Source organism: Balnearium lithotrophicum (assembly GCF_900182585.1).
GTDB classification, from domain to species: Bacteria; Aquificota; Aquificia; order Desulfurobacteriales; family Desulfurobacteriaceae; genus Balnearium; species Balnearium lithotrophicum.
Window position 1 is genome coordinate 1 of sequence record NZ_FXTM01000011.1, and the last position, 18,667, is coordinate 18,667.

At 34.7% G+C, this 18,667-nt stretch carries 22 protein-coding genes and 2 pseudogenes; 2 read left to right on the plus strand and 22 right to left on the minus strand.

Features of this window, described 5'->3' with window-relative positions:
- Window positions 1-226: pseudogene (locus FN732_RS04810) on the plus strand (integrase core domain-containing protein); the annotation flags it as partial.
- Here FN732_RS04810 and FN732_RS04815 read toward each other — a convergent pair.
- Window positions 214-534 (minus strand): annotated as a pseudogene (locus FN732_RS04815) (EscU/YscU/HrcU family type III secretion system export apparatus switch protein); the annotation flags it as partial. The pseudogenes FN732_RS04810 and FN732_RS04815 overlap by 13 nt on opposite strands.
- Window positions 535-1,218, minus strand: coding sequence for a flagellar biosynthetic protein FliR (locus FN732_RS04820; RefSeq protein WP_246051335.1), 684 nt, complete (start codon window positions 1,216-1,218; stop codon window positions 535-537). It lies immediately after the preceding pseudogene.
- Here FN732_RS04820 and FN732_RS09720 point away from each other — a divergent pair.
- The gene (locus tag FN732_RS09720) at window positions 1,160-1,300 is read left to right on the plus strand and encodes a hypothetical protein (RefSeq protein ID WP_246051340.1); all 141 of its coding nucleotides are present in this window, start codon (window positions 1,160-1,162) and stop codon (window positions 1,298-1,300) included. The two genes, FN732_RS04820 and FN732_RS09720, sit on opposite strands and share 59 nt — an antisense overlap.
- A 13-nt stretch (window positions 1,301-1,313) precedes the next feature.
- On the opposite strand, the gene fliQ is transcribed toward FN732_RS09720, so the two are convergent.
- The 20 genes from fliQ to FN732_RS04920 form a co-directional block, all read right to left on the minus strand.
- Window positions 1,314-1,583, minus strand: coding sequence for a flagellar biosynthesis protein FliQ (gene fliQ, locus FN732_RS04825; protein ID WP_142935336.1), 270 nt, complete (start codon window positions 1,581-1,583; stop codon window positions 1,314-1,316).
- On the minus strand, window positions 1,580-2,302 hold the full coding sequence (gene fliP, locus FN732_RS04830; protein WP_425456873.1) for a flagellar type III secretion system pore protein FliP: 723 nt from the start codon (window positions 2,300-2,302) through the stop codon (window positions 1,580-1,582). Before fliP ends, fliQ begins: the two co-directional genes overlap by 4 nt.
- Before the next feature lie 245 nt (window positions 2,303-2,547).
- Entirely contained in the window at window positions 2,548-2,778 is a 231-nt protein-coding gene (locus FN732_RS04835) for a FliM/FliN family flagellar motor switch protein (RefSeq protein WP_142935340.1), read from the minus strand.
- A gap of 2 nt (window positions 2,779-2,780) precedes the next feature.
- Window positions 2,781-3,287, minus strand: coding sequence for a flagellar basal body-associated FliL family protein (locus tag FN732_RS04840; RefSeq protein ID WP_142935342.1), 507 nt, complete (start codon window positions 3,285-3,287; stop codon window positions 2,781-2,783).
- 5 nt (window positions 3,288-3,292) lie between these two features.
- Window positions 3,293-4,912, minus strand: a complete 1,620-nt coding sequence (locus FN732_RS04845; protein WP_142935344.1) for a flagellar hook protein FlgE — start codon at window positions 4,910-4,912, stop codon at window positions 3,293-3,295.
- Window position 4,913: 1 nt separating this feature from the next.
- Entirely contained in the window at window positions 4,914-5,549 is a 636-nt protein-coding gene (locus FN732_RS04850; RefSeq protein WP_142935346.1) for a flagellar hook assembly protein FlgD, read from the minus strand.
- Window positions 5,524-6,855, minus strand: a complete 1,332-nt coding sequence (locus FN732_RS04855; protein ID WP_142935348.1) for a FliI/YscN family ATPase — start codon at window positions 6,853-6,855, stop codon at window positions 5,524-5,526. The genes FN732_RS04850 and FN732_RS04855 overlap by 26 nt, the downstream gene beginning before the upstream one ends.
- Window positions 6,815-7,501, minus strand: a complete 687-nt coding sequence (locus tag FN732_RS04860) for a hypothetical protein (protein ID WP_142935350.1) — start codon at window positions 7,499-7,501, stop codon at window positions 6,815-6,817. Before FN732_RS04860 ends, FN732_RS04855 begins: the two co-directional genes overlap by 41 nt.
- Complete coding sequence (gene fliF / locus FN732_RS04865) at window positions 7,498-9,093, minus strand: flagellar basal-body MS-ring/collar protein FliF (protein WP_142935352.1); 1,596 nt, start codon at window positions 9,091-9,093, stop codon at window positions 7,498-7,500. The genes FN732_RS04860 and fliF overlap by 4 nt, the downstream gene beginning before the upstream one ends.
- Window positions 9,094-9,103: 10 nt before the next feature.
- Window positions 9,104-9,388 carry a flagellar hook-basal body complex protein FliE gene (gene fliE / locus FN732_RS04870; RefSeq protein ID WP_142935354.1) on the minus strand — a complete coding sequence of 95 codons (285 nt, stop codon included), beginning with the start codon at window positions 9,386-9,388 and terminating at the stop codon, window positions 9,104-9,106.
- A gap of 8 nt (window positions 9,389-9,396) precedes the next feature.
- The gene (flgC, locus tag FN732_RS04875; RefSeq protein WP_142935356.1) at window positions 9,397-9,804 is read right to left on the minus strand and encodes a flagellar basal body rod protein FlgC; all 408 of its coding nucleotides are present in this window, start codon (window positions 9,802-9,804) and stop codon (window positions 9,397-9,399) included.
- Window positions 9,805-9,806: 2 nt separating this feature from the next.
- On the minus strand, window positions 9,807-10,181 hold the full coding sequence (gene flgB, locus FN732_RS04880) for a flagellar basal body rod protein FlgB (protein WP_142935359.1): 375 nt from the start codon (window positions 10,179-10,181) through the stop codon (window positions 9,807-9,809).
- Window positions 10,168-12,090, minus strand: coding sequence for a tetratricopeptide repeat protein (locus FN732_RS04885; RefSeq protein WP_142935361.1), 1,923 nt, complete (start codon window positions 12,088-12,090; stop codon window positions 10,168-10,170). The genes flgB and FN732_RS04885 overlap by 14 nt, the downstream gene beginning before the upstream one ends.
- Window positions 12,087-13,073 carry a hypothetical protein gene (locus FN732_RS04890; protein ID WP_142935363.1) on the minus strand — a complete coding sequence of 329 codons (987 nt, stop codon included), beginning with the start codon at window positions 13,071-13,073 and terminating at the stop codon, window positions 12,087-12,089. The genes FN732_RS04885 and FN732_RS04890 overlap by 4 nt, the downstream gene beginning before the upstream one ends.
- A 46-nt stretch (window positions 13,074-13,119) precedes the next feature.
- The gene (locus tag FN732_RS04895) at window positions 13,120-13,695 is read right to left on the minus strand and encodes a hypothetical protein (RefSeq protein WP_185954252.1); all 576 of its coding nucleotides are present in this window, start codon (window positions 13,693-13,695) and stop codon (window positions 13,120-13,122) included.
- 21 nt (window positions 13,696-13,716) lie between these two features.
- Window positions 13,717-14,334, minus strand: coding sequence for a sigma-70 family RNA polymerase sigma factor (locus tag FN732_RS04900; RefSeq protein ID WP_142935367.1), 618 nt, complete (start codon window positions 14,332-14,334; stop codon window positions 13,717-13,719).
- A complete protein-coding gene (locus tag FN732_RS04905) occupies window positions 14,335-15,189 on the minus strand; it encodes an AAA family ATPase (RefSeq protein WP_142935369.1) in 855 nt (284 codons plus the stop codon).
- Window positions 15,186-16,310: a flagellar biosynthesis protein FlhF gene (locus tag FN732_RS04910; RefSeq protein WP_142935371.1), complete on the minus strand. Its 1,125-nt coding sequence runs from the start codon at window positions 16,308-16,310 to the stop codon at window positions 15,186-15,188. Before FN732_RS04910 ends, FN732_RS04905 begins: the two co-directional genes overlap by 4 nt.
- Window positions 16,307-18,388, minus strand: coding sequence for a flagellar biosynthesis protein FlhA (gene flhA / locus FN732_RS04915; RefSeq protein ID WP_142935373.1), 2,082 nt, complete (start codon window positions 18,386-18,388; stop codon window positions 16,307-16,309). Before flhA ends, FN732_RS04910 begins: the two co-directional genes overlap by 4 nt.
- Complete coding sequence (locus FN732_RS04920) at window positions 18,385-18,666, minus strand: flagellar biosynthesis protein FlgJ (RefSeq protein ID WP_142935375.1); 282 nt, start codon at window positions 18,664-18,666, stop codon at window positions 18,385-18,387. The genes flhA and FN732_RS04920 overlap by 4 nt, the downstream gene beginning before the upstream one ends.
- Between the last annotated feature and the right edge of the window lies 1 nt (window position 18,667).

Here is an 18,667-nt window from a genome sequence, read left to right on the forward strand (position 1 = left end):
GACTGAGCCGAAAGTTGATGAAATGAACAGGAAGTTATTTAGGTATCTGAACTTTTACAACTTCGTTAGGCCTCATCAAGGTCTTGGTTATAAGACTCCAGTAGAGAAGTTTGAGGAATATATTAAAAAACACCAGGGTGTCCACCATGTATTGAACGAGAACATAGGATTGATATTTGAGAGCTTTGGTATTAAAGTTTTTAACGTAAAAATAAAACCAAATTGAATTACATTAGAGAATATACCTGTCAAAAGTAATAGAATAAAAAGAGGAGTTATCGTCAGAAAAAAAATATAAACTGAAGCGAATAGAATATGTTGAATATTTAAAGTGTATACCTGAGAAAGAGAATAGTACGTTAAATCCCTACACTTATTAAAAACAAATGGCATGTAAAAAATTAAAGCTAAAGAGGTAATGATTAGTGAAAAAGCTATTGGAACATCCTGACTTTTAAGAACCTGTCCTTCCTCTCTTGCCTTTTGGCGCCGCCGCGGTGTCGCCTTTTCCGTTTTCGATGGGTCCTTTGCCAACTAACCCCCAAGTAATTTTATTGCTGACAACAATTCATCAATAAATCTTTCATTTAGAATTCTAAAAAAGTGTATTAGAGTATTAAATCCTAAAAGGAGAAAAAGGATTCCTATATAGAGCTGTAAAGGAAGGCCTACTATAAATACGTTTATCTGTGGAATCAGCCTGTTGATGAGTGCTAAAGCGAGGTTAACAACGAAGAGAGTGAAAATGAAGGGAAAGGCCAATTTAAAACCAAGGTAAAACAAAAGAGTTCCTTCTCTAATGAAAAATTTTAGTAGTGAATCAGAGATAGGGAATCCACCTATTGGAATAATTTTAAAACTTTCAAAAATTGCTCCAAAGAAAATTTGATATGCTCCTGTTGAGAAAAACACAATTAGAAATAGAAAAATGAAAAATCTTCCGAGAACGGAAACCATTCCAAAGGTTGGGTCAAAAATATTAACAATGGTTAACCCCATCATATAACTTATCAGTTCAGCTGAATAAACAGCAATACTGTAAAATATCCATGTTACGAGGGAGAGAAAAAAACCTGTTAGAATCTCCTTTAGAACTAATAAAAGAAAGGAAATTAAGGAAATTTCGGACAGATAAAAAACTCCTTCTATATAAGGAAGAATGAAAAAGGACAGAGATAATAAAAATATAATCCTTATATTTAGAGGTAGAAAGTTCATTAAAGCCAAAGGAAAAGAAAGAAACAACGAAGACATTCTTGCTAAAACTAACAGGAATACTCCAAAGTGGGAAGAAAAGTAATTAATAAAGTCGTTCATTTTACAATACTTAATAAGTATTGAAAGTTCTGTTTTGTATATTCAACAAGCTTTATAAACATCCAACTACCCAATACAAATATAACTAAAAGAGTAGCTAATATTTTAGGTATGAATGTTAAAGTCATTTCATGAATTTGAGTTGCAGCCTGAATTATGCTAATGACAATTCCAACAATAAACGTAGTTAGTAAAACAGGGGTTCCTACTATTAAGGAGATTTCTAACATCCTTTGACCAAGAGTTATTACCTCGTCAACCGTCATTTATAGCTCACCAAAATTGACTTTACGAGTAATTCCCATCCTCCAGAAACAACAAACAGTATAAGTTTAAAAGGTAATGATAACATCATTGGAGGAATCATCATCATTCCCATTGACATAAGTATACTTGCTACTAATAGGTCTATAACTATAAATGGTAAAAATACAACAAAGACAAATTCAAAGGCAGTTCTAATTTCACTTACCATAAAAGCTGGAATGAGGGTAACCATAGATACTTCTTCTGGATTTTTGGGTTTTTCTCCCCTTATGTCTAAGAAGAGTTTCAAATCTTCCTTTCTTGTGTTTCTTATCATAAATTCCTTTAACGGTAAAGTAGCTTTTTTTACAGCTTCAACATCGGATAATTTACCATTTAAATAGGGTTTAAGAGCCACATTGTCTATTTTTTTAAAGGTCGGAGCCATTGAGAAAAAAGTTAAAAACAGAGAAAGAGCAATAACTACTTGATTGGGAGGAGTTTGAGGAGTTCCTAAAGCATGTCTTAAAAGGGAGAGGATAATTACAATTCTGGTGAAACTTGTCACTGTTATCAAGATGGAGGGAGCTAAGGCTAAAATTGTTATTAAAAATAAAATTTTCAGCGTTATATCAACATTGCCGAGACTGTCCATCACCTGAGAAATATTTTGAGCATAACTATTTTGTGGAATCAGAAGAAGACTCGTTAAAAGAAGAAAGCTTGTTTTTTTCATCATCCCACTCTTTCAGGATATAGGCATTTTCTCTACCTGAGAAAATCAAGAAAATCCTTTTGTTAACTTTCAATAGTAACAATTGAGAGTCCTTCGTAAGAAATACTCTATCAAGCACAAGGATGTTTTTATTCAAAAATTTTTGAGAAAATTTCTGCCCAAAGATACCCTTAAATTTTAGGAAGATATACATTACTAATAAAGCAACTATTAAGGATAAAGAATTAAGTAGGAATCTTAAATATTCTTCAGACAAGGTCAACCAACCTCAAACCGAATTTGTTATTTATTACTATAATTTCGGCCACTCCAAAGTCTGATTCATTTAAAGTTACCTTTAAATAGTCATCGAGCTTCGTATCAAAAACTATTAAATCACCCTCTTTCAAATTCAAAACCTTAGAAAGGTACATTTCTTTCTTTCCTAAAATAAGAGTTAACTTAAGCTGTATCTCCTTAAATTCCTCTAAACTTCGCATGTTTAACCTGTCTGAATTATAAACTCTGTGAAGTACACATTCTTTACACCACCTAAAGGAAGAATTGCATTGACTCTCTTAGCTATTTCTTCCTTTAAGTACTCTATTCCTTCAGGAGTTCTCAAATCTGAGCTCCTCTTAGTCAGTAACAGTGTTGTTATGGCATCTTTAATCTCAGGTAGCCTCTTCTGTGCTTCCTGTTGAACCTTCTGGTCCTTCAGTTCTAAAACAATAGAAACTTTTAGATACCTTTCTATATCTGGGTCAGCCAAGTTTACTACAAATGTTCCTAAGTCAAACATTACTCCTACGTTCTCGGTAGCTTTTATCTCCTCTATAATTTTTTCAGCCTGCTTTTCTTTCGTCTCAGCAGCCTTTTTCTTATCTAAAACGAGAAACTTATACGCAGCTCCACCTCCTGCTGCCAAAATCAAAACTAACAGTATAAGAAAAATTAATTTCCCTTTACCGCCTTTTTTCTCCTCTTGAGCTTTTTCCTCTTCAGCCATTTAGATTACCTCTTTATGTTCATAGTTTCCTGGAGAATTTGGTCATCTGTGGTAATAACTCTGGCATTTGCCTGGTACGAACGTTGAGCCGTTATAAGGTTAATAAACTCATTCGCTATATCAACGTTTGACATTTCAAGCATACCGCTTCTTATTTTTGATACAGCTCCACCAGGCATAATTACTGGAGTGTAAGTCTGCATGTTAGGCACGTATAGCCAACTTCCTTTCCTAACCAGCATTTCCTTATCCTTAAAAGTAGCAACTGCTAACCTTGCGATATTTCTCACTTTTCCGTTTGTATAAGTAGCATTAATAAGCCCATCTTCACTTACCGAGATAGATACCAAATCTCCCTTACTGTTACCATCCTGTTCTGCATAGAACATAAAGTCAGAAGCTAACTGTTTTAACTGAAGTAAGTTATAGGAAAGTTTTATTGGAGCAGCTCCACCGTCCAAATCGACGGCAGCCGTCTGAATTCTTTTTGGATCTAACGCGTTAGTGGACTCAGAAGAGTCGTAGTATTGATACGAAGATACGTTGATACTATCAGTTGAACCGTTGCCAGCAAGTTCAGAAATAAATATTTTTCCAGAGGAGTAATCTATAGTACCTCTAACATCTCCTGTTTCTTTATCAATCAACTGGCCCTTTCCGTTATCTAATAGAGTTCTGTTTTGTCCACCGATAGTGTACGTTATCTCTCCAATACTTCCTGGAACCACAGGAGTATTTGAAAGAGTGAATTCTCCATTATCCGAGCTTTCTGTGAGTGTTTCACCAGAGTTATCAGAAACTTTTCCATACCCTTTTATGTTTACCGGGTCTATGGAACCGTTCGTTTGGAACTTAACCTTCAGAAAAGCGTAATTGTTTCCATCTTTGGGTATTTCCACGGGTTTCCCGTCAATCGAAGAATAAATAAGCCAGTAACTTCCGGTTGAATCCTGTTTATGAATGAAATAGTAGTCAAGCTGATGGGGATTTCCCAAAGAATCATAAATAGTTACACTATTAACATAATTAAACGTGTCTGAGTTAGCGGGATTGAAAATAGACTCATCTACATCGGCAGTATTGGGATTGTCCTCTATAAATTCGGCCCTTGAGTCCAAGTTGCTTGGTTCTTTAAAAGCTACGTAGGTAGTAGTTTTAGGGTCTATAGACATTGGAATACTGATACTGCTAAGGGCTCCAGATATATTCCCATTTTCATCCAACATCCATCCCTGAACTTTCATTCCAAGCATGTTCACTACGTTTCCATTAGCATCAAGCCTAAACTGTCCATTACGGGTGTAGTAAGTAGCTCCCTCATTATCCTTAACCATAAAGAAACCTTCTCCATCCAGAGCCAGGTCTAAAGGATTATTAGTATTCATAAACGTTCCTTGACTAAAATCCTTAACGGTGGCACTTACAAAAGTTCCACCTCCAATTTCTTGGTTAACTGGAGCTCCATTCTTAATTGTTGTTAAACTTCGTGACAGTAAATCCTCAAAAATTGCTCTTTCCGATTTAAAACCAACTGTATTAACATTTGCAATGTTATCTGAAATAACGGATAGCCACCTCTTATCGGCACTTAAACCTGTAAAAGCAGTATAGAACGATTGAAGCATATCATCCTCCTAAACCAATAATATTTTCTATTGGTATCTCCCCAATCTCCGTATCTAAAACCACTTTATCGTTTTCTTTTCTTACTGCAGAAACGTTAACTTCTGATTCTATTTTTAACTCTTCTTTACTTCCATCTGAATTCTCTGATTCAACTATCACATTGTAATAACCATCATTTAAAGTTACTTCAACAGGATAAGTTCCAGCGGTAAGATTGAAAAACTCCTTCCTATCTACAACGTTCCCTACGTTATCAGTTACTAAAATATCTACTTTTGAAGCAGGGGAATTTAAATTAAAGGAAAATTGCCCTTTTCCATTCTTTACAACAATCTTTGACCCCTCATAAATAACTTTTTTCCCAATAAAGTTAGAAGCATAAAATAGAGAAACGGTCTTGATTGATTCAATCATCTTATCAATATTATTTTCAAAGGTATCCAAAACTTCCATTTCTCTAAGTTTAACAGAGTTATTTATCATATCATCTATATTCTCAGCTTCTAAAGGATCCTGCCATTGGAGCTGGGTTAGGAGAACTTTCATAAAATCTGTTCTAGACATCTTGGAATTATCGTATCCTGCATCGACAATCTTTGGTTTACTTTTATTAAAGTAAAGACTCCCTACATCCATACTTTTCTCCCTCCTTCTGAATTAATTCTACCAAATTACTAAGCTCCTGAAAGGAGTCTCCAAGGTTTATTCTTTCCTTCATGTCCTGTTTTATAAATGATTCTAACTTTTCATGTCCATAGATAGCAAGGTCAACTAAAGGGGACGTTCCTTTCTTGTAAATTCCCAGTTGAATGAGTTCCCTATTTTCCCTATAAGTACTTTCCAATCGGAAAATTACAGACTGCAACTTTTGTACGTTCTCATCCACCAGGTAAGGAGTCAGCCTACTTATGCTCTGTAAAATATCAATAGCAGGAAATAATCTTCTATTAGCCATCTCTCTGGAAAGAACTATGTGACCATCAAGAAGACCTACCGAAGCATCGGCTATTGGGTCTGTAGCAATTTCATCCCCCTCAACAAGAACTGTAAAAATTCCTGTAATACTCCCTCCGTGGGAAAAGTTTCCTGCTCTCTCTATCAGCTTGGCTAAGGAAGAGAAAACAGAAGGTGTATATCCCTTCGAGGTTGGAGGTTCTCCAACTGACAGTCCTATTTCCCTCTGAGCCATAGCAAATCTTGTTAAGGAATCGACAAGTAGCAGTACATTTTTTCCTTTTGATGAGAAATATTCACTAATGGCACATGCGGTATAAGCTGCTCGAACCTTCGCTAAGGGTGGCATATCAGAAGTTGCAACAACAACAACAGACTTTTCCATTCCTTCTTTACCTAAATTATCCTCAATAAATTCCTTAACTTCTCTTCCTCTCTCCCCTATTAAAGCAATTACATTAACATCAGCATCTGTAAACCGAGAAATCATTCCCAGTAAAGTACTTTTTCCAACTCCTGCTCCGGCAAAGATTCCTACTCTCTGTCCTTTACCTAATGTTAAAAGAGAATTAACAACCCTGATACCTACATCTAACGGTTCCTTTATTCTCTCCCTTTCAAGAGGATTTACAGGAGAAGGCTTTAAAGGAACAAAGTCTGTAGGAACAAAACTTTTTCCGTTAAGCACATTTCCAAACGGGTCGATTACTGCACCCAATAAGTTCTTTCCGACTGGAATTTTCAATCCCGAAAGTTTAGCTTCTACCTTGGTACCAATGGTAACTCCAGATAAATCGTCATAGGACATTAGTAGGGTTTTTCCATTTTTAAAACCAACTACCTCAGCCCCTTGAGAGTTGTTTATCACACAGAAATCACCAATATGGACACGAGGCAGTTTTGCTTCTACAATAGAGCCATTAACAGCAAGGACTTTTCCTATCACCTTAAATTTTGGTAAGTTTTTTAATCTCTTTTTCAAATTCATCTTTTAATATCTTCATCTTTTCCGAAAATTTTGATTCAATCTCAAAGTCTTTAAAATTAAGTTTGAAATCGTAATCCCATAAACTCTGGTTAAGTTTAATGTTTAACTTGGATAATTCAGATTTTTCTAAAAAATCATACAGCTTTTTTCCTGCTTCTAAATAAAGAAATTTCTCATCTTCAAAAGTTTTTATCAGCTCTTTAATCTTTTTTTCTAAAAATGACAAGTTATCTTTAGAAATATACAGGTATTCAAAAATCTCAGAAAGTGAATCCACAAGACTATTAAGCAACTTTAAGATGGTTTCCTTATTATGTTCTTCAAATTTTACTAAATTTTGCTTTAAATACTCCATAAACTTTGATATTTCTGCTTCCTTCTCTTGAGCAATCCTTTCTAACTCTTGAGTAAAATACTTTCTTAGTTCATTTTCCTTACTCCTCATTCCCTCATGAAATCCACGTTGGTAATACTCTTCCTTTATCTTCTCTAAGTTTTCTTCATACTTTTTCTTCAATAGTAATATCTCATTCTGATAATGTAATCTTAAATCTTCCAATTCTTTTTCAATATTCCGTTCCTCTTCTTTCTTATTTACATCCTTTTTCTCTAAAAAAAATACAGAAAAATCGTCTAGATTTATCATTTAGTTCCTTCCTCTTTCAACCATTTTCCTATCACATTTGCCAACAATTCAGGATAATCCTTACCTATTTCTACAAGTTTTAGGTATTTAGGGTTTTGTTGCAGGTTAATTTCCTCAAATTCTCCCTCTTTTTTCTTAGTCTCAAGCTCAGCTAAGAGAGTTTCAGCCCCAGGAAGTTCCATAGGTTTCTGAGGAGGTGGAACCTTTCTCTTTCTAAAAATAACTACCATAACTCCAGTTGTCATCAACAGAATGAAACCTGCTGCAACAAAGTACCATACATTCCACTTTCTTCCAACTTCTGCCCCTTGTTGACTTAAAAGCTTAGACTCAAAAGGAACACTTGCCACCGTCACCTGGTCTCCTCTCTTTGGGTCATAACCTATAGCACTTTTTACTATACTTTCATAGATTTTCATTTCATCAGGAGGTCTTTGTACAAACTTATATTCAATAGAACCATCCTTGTTAACAATTTTTTTGTACTTACCGTCTATCAAAACACCGACAGTTATTCTCTTTATTTTAAAAATTGGTAATATTGATTCCTGAACTGTTTTGGAAACGTCATAGTTGGTGGTTACGTCCTGCTTCTCCCTTTCTGTTGTTTGAGATGGAGAACCCGTATTAACAACAGGAGGAACGTTAGTAGTAGAACCGGGAATTCCTTGGGGTTCTTTCTTCTGTCCCTTCTCCTTCTCTTTTATCTTTCTCTGACTGACAACAGCAACCATATCCGGATTGTATATCTCTTCCTTTCTTTTAACGCTTCCTGTTTCTATTTCAACAGAAGCACTTACTACCACTTTACCACTTCCTAAAACTCGAGAAAGCATAGCTCTAACTTTTCTCTCTATGTCTCTCTCTAATCGCTTTTTTATCTGGAGCTCCTTAGAGGATAGGACCTGATTTTCATTGTTAATATCTAACAAGTCAGTAAGAACCCTCCCCCTATTATCGACAACTTCAACATTTTCAGGTTTCAAACCAGGAACGGCATGAGAAACCAAAAAAACTATTGCTTTAACCTGTTCAGGGGTTAAATCCCTACCAGGCCAGAGTTTTATTAGAATAGAAGCTTTCGGCTCTTGAGTTTCCCTTACAAAAATGGAATCCTTCGGTAAAGCTATATTGACCTTAGCTTCCTCAATGGCATCTATTGATTCAATTGTTCTTTCCAATTCCCCTTCTAAAGCTCTTAAATAGTTAACGTTTTCTTGAAATTGGGTTATACCTAACTTGGGTTCATCAAATATTTCGAAACCAACTGTTTTACCGTGAGGGATTCCCTTAGCTGCCAATTTCAGCCTTACTTCATAGACTTTATCCTTAGGAACTAAGATAATAGAACCATCACCCTCAACTTTGTATGGAATGTGACTTTCCTGTAAAACAGAAAGGATTTCACCTGCATCATCGGGATTTAAATGGGTATACAAAACAGCATAATCCTTTTCAGGAGAATGAGTAATTAGAATAAATCCAAGAAAAGAAAGCAAAGTAAGAGCTCCTAAGGTCAGAGCAATATTCCTTGGAGTTGCATTTTCCTTTAGAAACTTCTGGAATTTAGCCTTTAATTCTTCAAAATTCAAGGAGAGCTCCCTATACCTGCATTCTCATAATTTCCTGATAGCTTTCCAAAGCCTTATTTCTAATTTCCGTTAGAAGTCTTAAGGAAATATCTGCCTTTTCAATAATAAACATCGCCTCTTCAAAGTTTTTTATTTTTCCTTGGGACAGGAGATTCTCTACATTTCTGGCACTAATCTGATTCTGATTTACTTCCTTTAAAAAGCCTTCTAAGACTTCTTCAAAACCGGACTTTTGATTTTTATATTTCTGTCCTAAGACTTGATTTGGAATATTGGAATCAAGAAAGATTTTCATATCTCCCCCTAAGCTTTTAAGATGTTTAATGTATCTAATAAGCTGTTTTTATAGGTATTGAAAGCCGTTAAATTTGCCTCGTAGCTTCTAACTGCCGAAATCATATCAACCATTTCTTTTATAGGATCAACATTGGGTAAGTGTACGTATCCCTTCTCATCAGCAAGGGGATTTTTTGGGTCATACTTTAACCTAAAGGAAGACGGGTCTTCCACAATTTTCTTAACCCTCACCCTGTAAACTGGAACTCCTCCTTCGTCTTCTAAAACAGCTTCAAAAATTGGCACTTTCCTTCTATAGGGTTTTCCATTTTCATCTATAGAATTTGCGTTGGCTAGATTACTTGAAGAAGTTAGCATTCTAACTCTCTGTGAAAGCATTCCAGTCAAGGATACTTCTAATCCCTTGAAAATCATACCTATCTCCCCTGAATAGCTAGTTTAATTTTTCCAATCTCCTTTCTCAAAATTTCATTAAGAGCCTTTATCATAACGTTAGATTCAGCAAACTTAGCCAACTCTCTATCAAGATTTACCTCATTGGAATCATATCCTGAGTATGTTTCATCTTTAATTTCTTTAAACTTTACAGAAGTTGTGAAGTATGGGTCCATATGTTTCGGGTCAGTTCTCTTCAAACTGAGATTCTTCTTAAACTCCTTCTCAAATATGAGGTCTTTAGGAACGTAATTTGGAGTATCAACGTTGGCTATATTTCCCTGTATAACTTCTGAACGTCTAAAAAAATATGTAATTCCCTCTTCTAACGGTAAAAGACTCTTAAAGATTTCCATTGTTTTCCTCCAATAATAAGTCTTCGTAGGCTGTCCTTGAAACAATTGCCATATTATCTACACACCCCTTTATCAAAGCATACCCCCTACGTGCATCGTCAAGTTTCCCGAGTCTCGTTGATGATATTGTATAAAAACTTCCGATAAGACAATCCTTATATCCCTTCTTTATTAAACTTTTAGAAACAGAAAAAACAGCTAAGTAATTATCATTTTGGAGGGACAACTCTAAAAATTTCAGAATAGACATCTTTGTAATAATATCATTTTGATACTCATCTAAAATACCTTTATTTAATTTTAAAATTTTATAGGCGTTATTAAAATTATTCTTAACAGAATTGTAATAAATTAAAATTGAATTAACGTCAGTTGGAAATCTTTTTTCACAAAACCTCAGTCTTTTAGTGTCTATATTTAGGTTATTTCCAAGAATAATCTCAATCTTGTCTTTTAATACTATGTACAAGCATAAATTTTTATTTTTAACTTTCTTTAAAACTTCTATGGCCTCTTGAAAATCCTTGTCCTCAAATAAAGCTTCGGCCAAAAGCAGTCTATCACTGTCCTTTTTCCACTTATTTAAAATGAATTTAAGAAGCTCTATTCGTAATTTCCTTTGATTACAAGCTTTTAAATCCTTTTCTATTTTTATTAAAATATTTTTATCAAAAGTAAATTGGAAAAATCGGGGATTAGAACGATACAACAGACACATCTTTTCTGAAGGAAGTTTTAACAAATAGGGTTCCCAGAGTCTTTTCAGAAATTCTTTTTGTTCGAACTTAACTTGCTCAGGGAAAATGAGGGAAACTTCCCAGGTTAACCTATCGAATATGTTTTTGGGAGCTCCAAGTTTAAAAACTAAATAACCAAAATCTGACAAAGCGTATATTCCAACGTAAGTAGTTCTATAGTTAACAAGGACTTTCGTTATATAGGAAATGGGATTTTCAAAAGCAGGGTCCTTTGAAAGAAGAGCTCTGTACTTTACAACAGGAATATCCATTAAAGGAATAATCTTTAATCTTGCTACTTCTGCTTCTTCACTTGTAGGAAAATCCCTAATTACGGAATAGTAATAAATAAATGCCAATTTATAGTTGTTTTTCTTTAACTCTATATCACCTAAACGTATATAGCTCTTTCTAACAACTAGCGGGTCTTTAACCAAAGAAGCGATTCTTCTAAAAACTTGTTCAGAGAGATTAAGTTTCCCTGTTCTATATATATCCTCAGCTACTATAAAGTAGTACTCTGGATTGTCTATTAAATATTCTTCAAATTCCTTGTATAACCTAAAGAAGTAAGGAAGAGCTTTTTCATAGTTCCCCTTTAAAAAGAGAATCAACCCCTTTAAAAATAGAATCTCCCTTTTTTGAATACTGTTTAAATTAGGAGAGGTCGAAACTAGTATAAAATACTCATCCACTATATCTATTCTTTGGCTCCACAGAGCTGTTCTGATGATTCCTATTGTAGTATCGATTCTTTCCTTCTGAGTTTTTGCCTTAAGAAAAGCAACCCTATAAACTGCTAATGCCTGTTCGTAAAAGGAAAGGGCTTCATATATTTTCGCCTTGGTATAGTAGTAGTCCCAAGGTAAAGCTTTATTGCCTAAATTTATAAAATAAAGCTGAAGGTAGTTTAAAGCTTGCCAGAAAAATTTCTTATTTCCCGTCTTTCTACCAATTGCATAATAGGTTTTTGAAAGCATTAGAAGGGCATTTGCGTAGTATTTAGAATCTGGCTTTAATAGCTTGAGAAAATAATCTAATGCAATAGAATAGGAACCTATTTTATACTGTCTTATACCCTTTTTATAAATTTGATAATCCTTATCAATATTAACTGCATGAGCAGAACACAGCAGTAAAACGCTTAAGATGCAGGAAAACAGGTATTTCAAACCTTTAACTCCAATTTATCTTTAAGTTCTGGAGTCAGTGTATGATTAACCTTTTTAGATTTTATATACAATTTCCCTGGAATGAAACCATGGCTCCTTATTATAGAAGCTAACTCAGAGGATAAATCAGGATAGATTGAAAACTGGGTTAGAACTTGCAAATTTATGATTCTACCCTGTAAGTTGAGTTTAAGACTCAAATTTTTATCCGAATAGTTTAAAGAAAACAACTGTGTGTCACGAGGAAAAATTAATTCTTTATTCTTAGTGAAAGAATTATTAAGATTTCCTTCGGAATTGCTTTCATGATACAAATTGTTATTTTGATCGGCAAAAGTATGAATGTCTGTTTTATCGTTGACATTAAAAAACAGGTCTTTATTACTAAATAAATTTAACTCATTTGTTGAACTTTTATTTTCAAACTTTTCTCTTGAATTCTTTCTCTCATTGGAGTTAAATCTTCCCTGAATAATATCTATAGCGTTTTTAAAATTATCCTTTAAATAATAGGAACCTTCAAATTTTATCTTATTAAGATTAGTACTAAAAATTTTATTTCTTTTCTTAAAAGGAATAGATGTAAAAACTTTATGTTTATGATTAACGTTAGCTGGACTAACAAAATTTTTAGTATTATCCCTCTTTCCTAAAGAGGTTAAGAGATTTTCAAATACCTGAAAGTCTACTTCTCGGTTCACCGAACTGTTAAGTGGTTCTTTAACGTTTAAATTGTTGTTACGATGAAAATCATTTAAGTTAGAAACTTTTGGTGTATCTCTATTAATGTTATACAGTTTGATTAAGGGAATTTTTTTACTTATTAGCTTACTTTGGCCGGTTTTAAAAATATTTTCTCTACCAAATGAACTTCTTTTAACCTTTCTAACAGGAGAAAACTTACTAAATTTCCCATAATTCTCATTATTAGATACCTTTAGTTTCTTAATTAAATTCCTATGAGTAAATTCTCTCGTTTCCAAAGGAACATTCAAGAGAAGATTATCTAATCTATCTTCTGTTTTCTCACTATTTATTAATCTTTTTTTTTTCTTTAGATAAGTTTGTTTTGTAAAGGTTCACCTTATGTCCTAAAAATTTAGGTTCTTTTCTGAGAACTAAAAGTTGGTTGTTAGAATAACCAACCAATTTTCTTTGAGGTTCCTCTAAAAAAGTATTTCTTTTGAAATTTTTAACAGTTTTAACTAAGTTAACACCAAATAGTAGCTTATCTTTCCTCAAAATTATTTTATTATTTATTTTGTTTATCTTTCCAGTATTATCAATATTGGAATTTTTAGATACAAATTTAATATTCCTCTTTAGGTTATTTTTTTTAACACAACTATTTATGTTAATAAAATCGTTAATTTTAAAACCTTTCATTAGAAATTGACTGAATAATATGGTATCTTCACTAATTTTTGTCTCTGATTTCCCTCTGATAGTGGAATTAGTTTTCTCATTCGATTCGTTATTACAAGCAAAGCTTTTAAAGATTTCTTCAAAAGATGAGGTAGAGGGGTGAATGGGCATTTTCTTTTTTTTTCCATTAATAAGGTTATTAAATATTATCCTTAAAAGGTTCATTTTATCCTCAATCAACTTTACAAAACTACATTTTAATTATACCAAAGTCTTAAAAATATCCTTTAGCTTTTTAAGAGCTCCGGCCTTAATTTGAGAAACCCTCGAGACGGTAACTCCTAAAATTTCAGCAACTGACTTCAAATCAAGTTCCTCAACAAACAGAAGTTGAAGAACCAGCTGTTCCCTCTCTGATAATTCCCCAATAGCCCTTGAAAGTAACGCTGTCAATTCCTTTTTTATGAGGTCAGTTTCAGGATTTATAACACTAGAAACTAATGTATCCTTAATTTTTAAGGTATCAGAACCATTAAAGAGTTCTCTCTCTATAGATATAAAGAAGGAAACTTCGTCCTTTATCTCATTCCAATCAGATTTTTTTATTTTATTTCTAATGTTTCTAGGAAGGGGGTCAAGCTTCCTTAAATAGTCTAAAATTTCGCCTCTAATTTTTATGTAAGCATAAGTGGAAAAGCTGGACTTCTTCTCATTGTAATTTTCTACCGCCTTTATTAGACCTATAACTCCAGTGTTAACAAGCTCATCAAAATCGATAATTCCTTCCGGAATTCTCCTATAGATAGAACCTGCTATTTTCTTTACTAAAGGAAGATTCTCTAAAACAATTTCTTTCTTTGTCTTTGTCCTTCTATACATTTAAATCCCTTCTTTTAAAAATTTTAAGACTCTTTTTATAAAACTCTCCTTCTCCTCCTTTACAACTTCACCAGTATCTAACTGAGCTATTCTTTTAACTTCTAAGGAGAACTGGTCTGAGGGATAACTTTTTACTACTAAGGAACCTCTTCTAAGAGTGCTTCTTACATGTGAGGACTCAGGAAGAATACCTGCAAGTTTTATATCAAATCCAAGAAATTTCCTTACAGATGATTCAAGACGACTAAATGTATCAAAACCCTCCCTTCTACTTGAGGTCATGTTAACTATAATTTTAAACCTATTATAGTTGAATATTTTGTTCATGCTCTTGATAAAAGCATAAGCATCGGTTAAGGCTGTAGGTTCTGGAGTTGTGATTACGTAAGTTTCTGAAGATGCTCTACAGAAACTTAAAGTAAACCTCGATATACCGGCAGAGTTATCGATAATAATGTAGTCGTAATTTTCAATTACTCTTTCAAGTTGTAGAACCAAATTTGAGGCCTCGTAGGAGTCTATTTCATCAAACGAGTCAATACCTGAAAATCCTAAAACAACATCGAAGTTATAGACCTTTTGAACTACCTCCTCGATACTGGCTCCTTTTAATACAGATTTCAGATTCTTCTCTGGAGTTAAACCTAAAAGAATGTGGGTATTTCCCAACCCTATATCACAATCGAGAAGCAGAACTCTTTTCTCAAAAGAATTAGCAAGAACGTACGCCATTGAAGTAGAAACTGTCGTTTTACCTACACCTCCCTTTCCACTAGCAAAAGAGAGGACTTTCCTGTACCCTCTATTCTCCTTTTCCTTAACCAGCTTTAATAAATTGTCTACCTGGGTTTTCATCTTTCTCCTAAAAGGTAGTCTGCAACAATAGCTGGGGAAAGAACTCTTATATCCTCAGGAACCCTCTGCCCTGTACTGAGATAAGAGACTGGCAATTTAGACCTATACCCAACGTTAATAAGAACCCCTGGTTGTGAAGTTTCGTCTATTTTTGTGAAGAAAAGGTACTTTATAGGGAAAAAGCTTCTGTACTTATTGACTACTTCCATAGCCTCTCTAGTATCATAATTACACGATATTAGAAGGAAGTTTTCTATGGGGGCTCCAACGCCAGAAAGTATTGCTTTTATTTCTCCCAATCTAAAGTAATCATAGTGGCTTCTACCTACTGTGTCTATCAGAATTACATCCAAGTTCTCAAGATTATTTACTATCTCCTTTAATTTCTTTGGGTCAGTTGCAACAAAAAACGGAACGTTCAAAATGGAAGCATAAACCCTTGCTTGCTGAACGGCTCCTACTTTAAAAGTATCTGTACTAATTACCCCAACCTTTAACTGCTGTTCTATTACAAATTTACTTGCAAGTTTAAACAAATTGGTTGTTTTACCAACACCTGTTGGACCTAAAAAGGCAAATACTCTTTTTTCCCCCTCAGAAATTTTTAAATCACCAGTAAAGGAGAGAATTTCCTCCAATCCCTTAATAAGAGCCTCTCTAAATGTAGCAGTACTGAGGTCGAGTTTATCCGTTTCAATATCTAAGCCACATGAATGTTTTACCAATTCAATGGCGACCTCTAAATCAACACCCTTTTTTACAAGCAAATCTATAAGTTCTAAAGCATCGCCTGTAAATTCATTTAAATTTTGAGTTACATTTCTGCTTTCCAATTCCTCATAGGAAATAACAGGCTGAAAAGAACACTTAGAAATTTCCTCACTTACAGATAGCAACATATTTTTTAATTCTTCAATTTCTTTTTTTATCTCATCCTCTTCAATTTTCTCCTTTTGTTCCTTTTTAGTAACAAAGAGCTTGTAAGTTTTCTTTCTCAAAAAGGGAATAAAGGAGGGTTTCTTTTCAACTTCATAGTACAGGATTTCTATATCACCTAATTCTTTTTTTGCCCGTTCTATAAGTTCGTCTAAGTTTTCACCCTCATAAACCTTTATGCTCATTTTCCTTCTACAACTCCAACGATGTTTAGTTGAACTCCTGGTTCAATCTCACTGTAGGAAAGAACAGCTATGCTCGGCATGTAAGGTTCAATTATACCTCTAACGTACCTTCTAACAGCGGGAGAGGTCAAAATAACGGGAGTGAGATGTTGTGTTACGAACTTTCGAATATTTTGACCAATGCTCTTAACTAAATTTTGAACAAAAACAGGGTCTAAAGGAGGTAGATATCCGTTGTTTTCCTTTACTTTTTGTAGTATGTAATTTTCTGCTTCAGGAGAAAGGGATAGGGCAGTTAAGGTTCCATTTTGAGCGTACAAGCTGGTAATTAAACGAGACAAAGCCTGGCGAACAAACTCTGTTAGTATATCTGGGTCATTTGTCTTCTCAATATTATCGGCAATGGCCTCTATAATTGTAAGTAAGTCCTTTACAGGGACCCCTTCCCTAAGTAAGTTTTGTACCACTTTCGTCAAAATTCCATAGGAAACCGGCTCGGGAACCATATCCCTGACAATAGGGTACTTTCTTGAAAGCTTCGTAACTAAGTCTTTGATATCACCTCTACTTATAATTTCGTGGGCATGTCTCTTTATAACTTCAGAGAGGTGTGTAACTAAAACGGTTGGAACATCAACAACGGTATAGCCTAAAAGTTTTGCTTTATCCTTTTCTTTATCAGATATCCAATACGCAGTCAAACCAAAAGTTGGTTCCTTCGTTAACTTACCCTCTACTTTCCCTCTCACACCCCCCGTATCTATTGCCAGATACATTCCAGGCTCAACCTCACCTCGGGCTACTTCAATGTCCTTTAGGAGGATTCTGTACTCGTTAGGCTTCAATTCTAAGTTGTCCCTAATGTGAACAAGAGGAATAACAATTCCCAACTCCTTAGCAAGCTGCTTTCTTAAATTCTTAATTTTCCTTACAAGTTCGCCGTTTTGACTTTCATCAACGTAGGGAATTAACGAATAACCCAATTCCAGAGTGATAGGTTCCGGTTGAACAATGAACTCTTCCTCCTTCTTCTCCTCCTTACCCTGCTTGAGGAGTTCCTTTGCTTTTTTCTCTGCTTCTTCAATTCTCTTTACAGTTTCGTACTTGTAAACCATGTATCCAACAGACGCTACAAGTGCTGCAAGCAGCTCAAAAGGAAGAGTCGGCATACCGGGAACAATGCCAATAACAGCGAGAGTAAGGGCTCCCATAAACAACGGCTTGTAGTACTGAGTAAGCTGTTTGAATATTTCATGTCCCAAGTCTGTTTCTGCTGCTGCCCTTGTAACCATAAGTCCTGCAGCCGTTGAAGTCACAAGGGAGGGAATCTGAGAAACCAGCCCATCACCTACAGTTAGGAGAGTAAATGTTTTTGCAGCATCAGAAAAGCTCATTCCATGTTGAAATATACCGATAAGAAGGCCTCCAATTATGTTTATGAGGGTAATTATTATTCCCGCTACAGCATCACCCCTAATAAATTTAGAGGCACCGTCCATTGCCCCGTAGAAATCGGCCTCCCTTGCAATTTCTTCCCTTCTCCTTCTCGCTTCTTTTTCATCTATGAGTCCTGCATTGAGGTCTGCATCAATACTCATCTGTTTTCCAGGCATGGCATCAAGGGTAAACCTTGCAGCTACTTCAGAAATTCTCTCAGTTCCCTTTGTAATAACGATGTAGTTGATAACAACCAATATGGAAAAGACAACCATTCCAACGATGTAGTTACCCCCAACTACAAACTGACCAAAAGCTTTAATAACATTACCGGCAGCATCTGGTCCTTCGTTTCCGTGAAGGAGGATTCTCCTTGTTGTGGCAACGTTTAGGGACAATCTTAGTAGAGTTGCAAGTAGAAGTAGGGATGGAAAAGAGGAGAGCTCCAGGGGGTGTTTAACATAAACGGTCGTCATAAGTATGATGAGAGAGAATGTAATACTAAAGGTGAGCAAAATATCGAGCAAAAATGGAGGGATGGGAAGAACCAGACTGGCAAGAACGGCCAGTATAAGAAGTACAAAAACAAAATCGGAATACTTTAGAATTTTTAAGTAGTAAACGGAAAGTGTATCCTTCATTTACTTCCCAACTTTGTGTAGGTATTGATAGCCTTTTCGAAAAAAGTTTCAAAATTTCTTCCTAAAGAATCACCAATAATTTGGGAGAGCTCCATGTTGAAAAGGTCGTAGTACATGGAAGAGGAGAAAGTACCCAATAACCCATCAGGGATTGATTTTTTTGCTTCCTTTAAGTACTCACGAACAAGATAAACCTCAAACTGTGAGACTGCAAACTTCAAATTTTTTCTATTATGAATTTCATTTAAATCCCAGTATACCGGAATATTTACCTTCAAA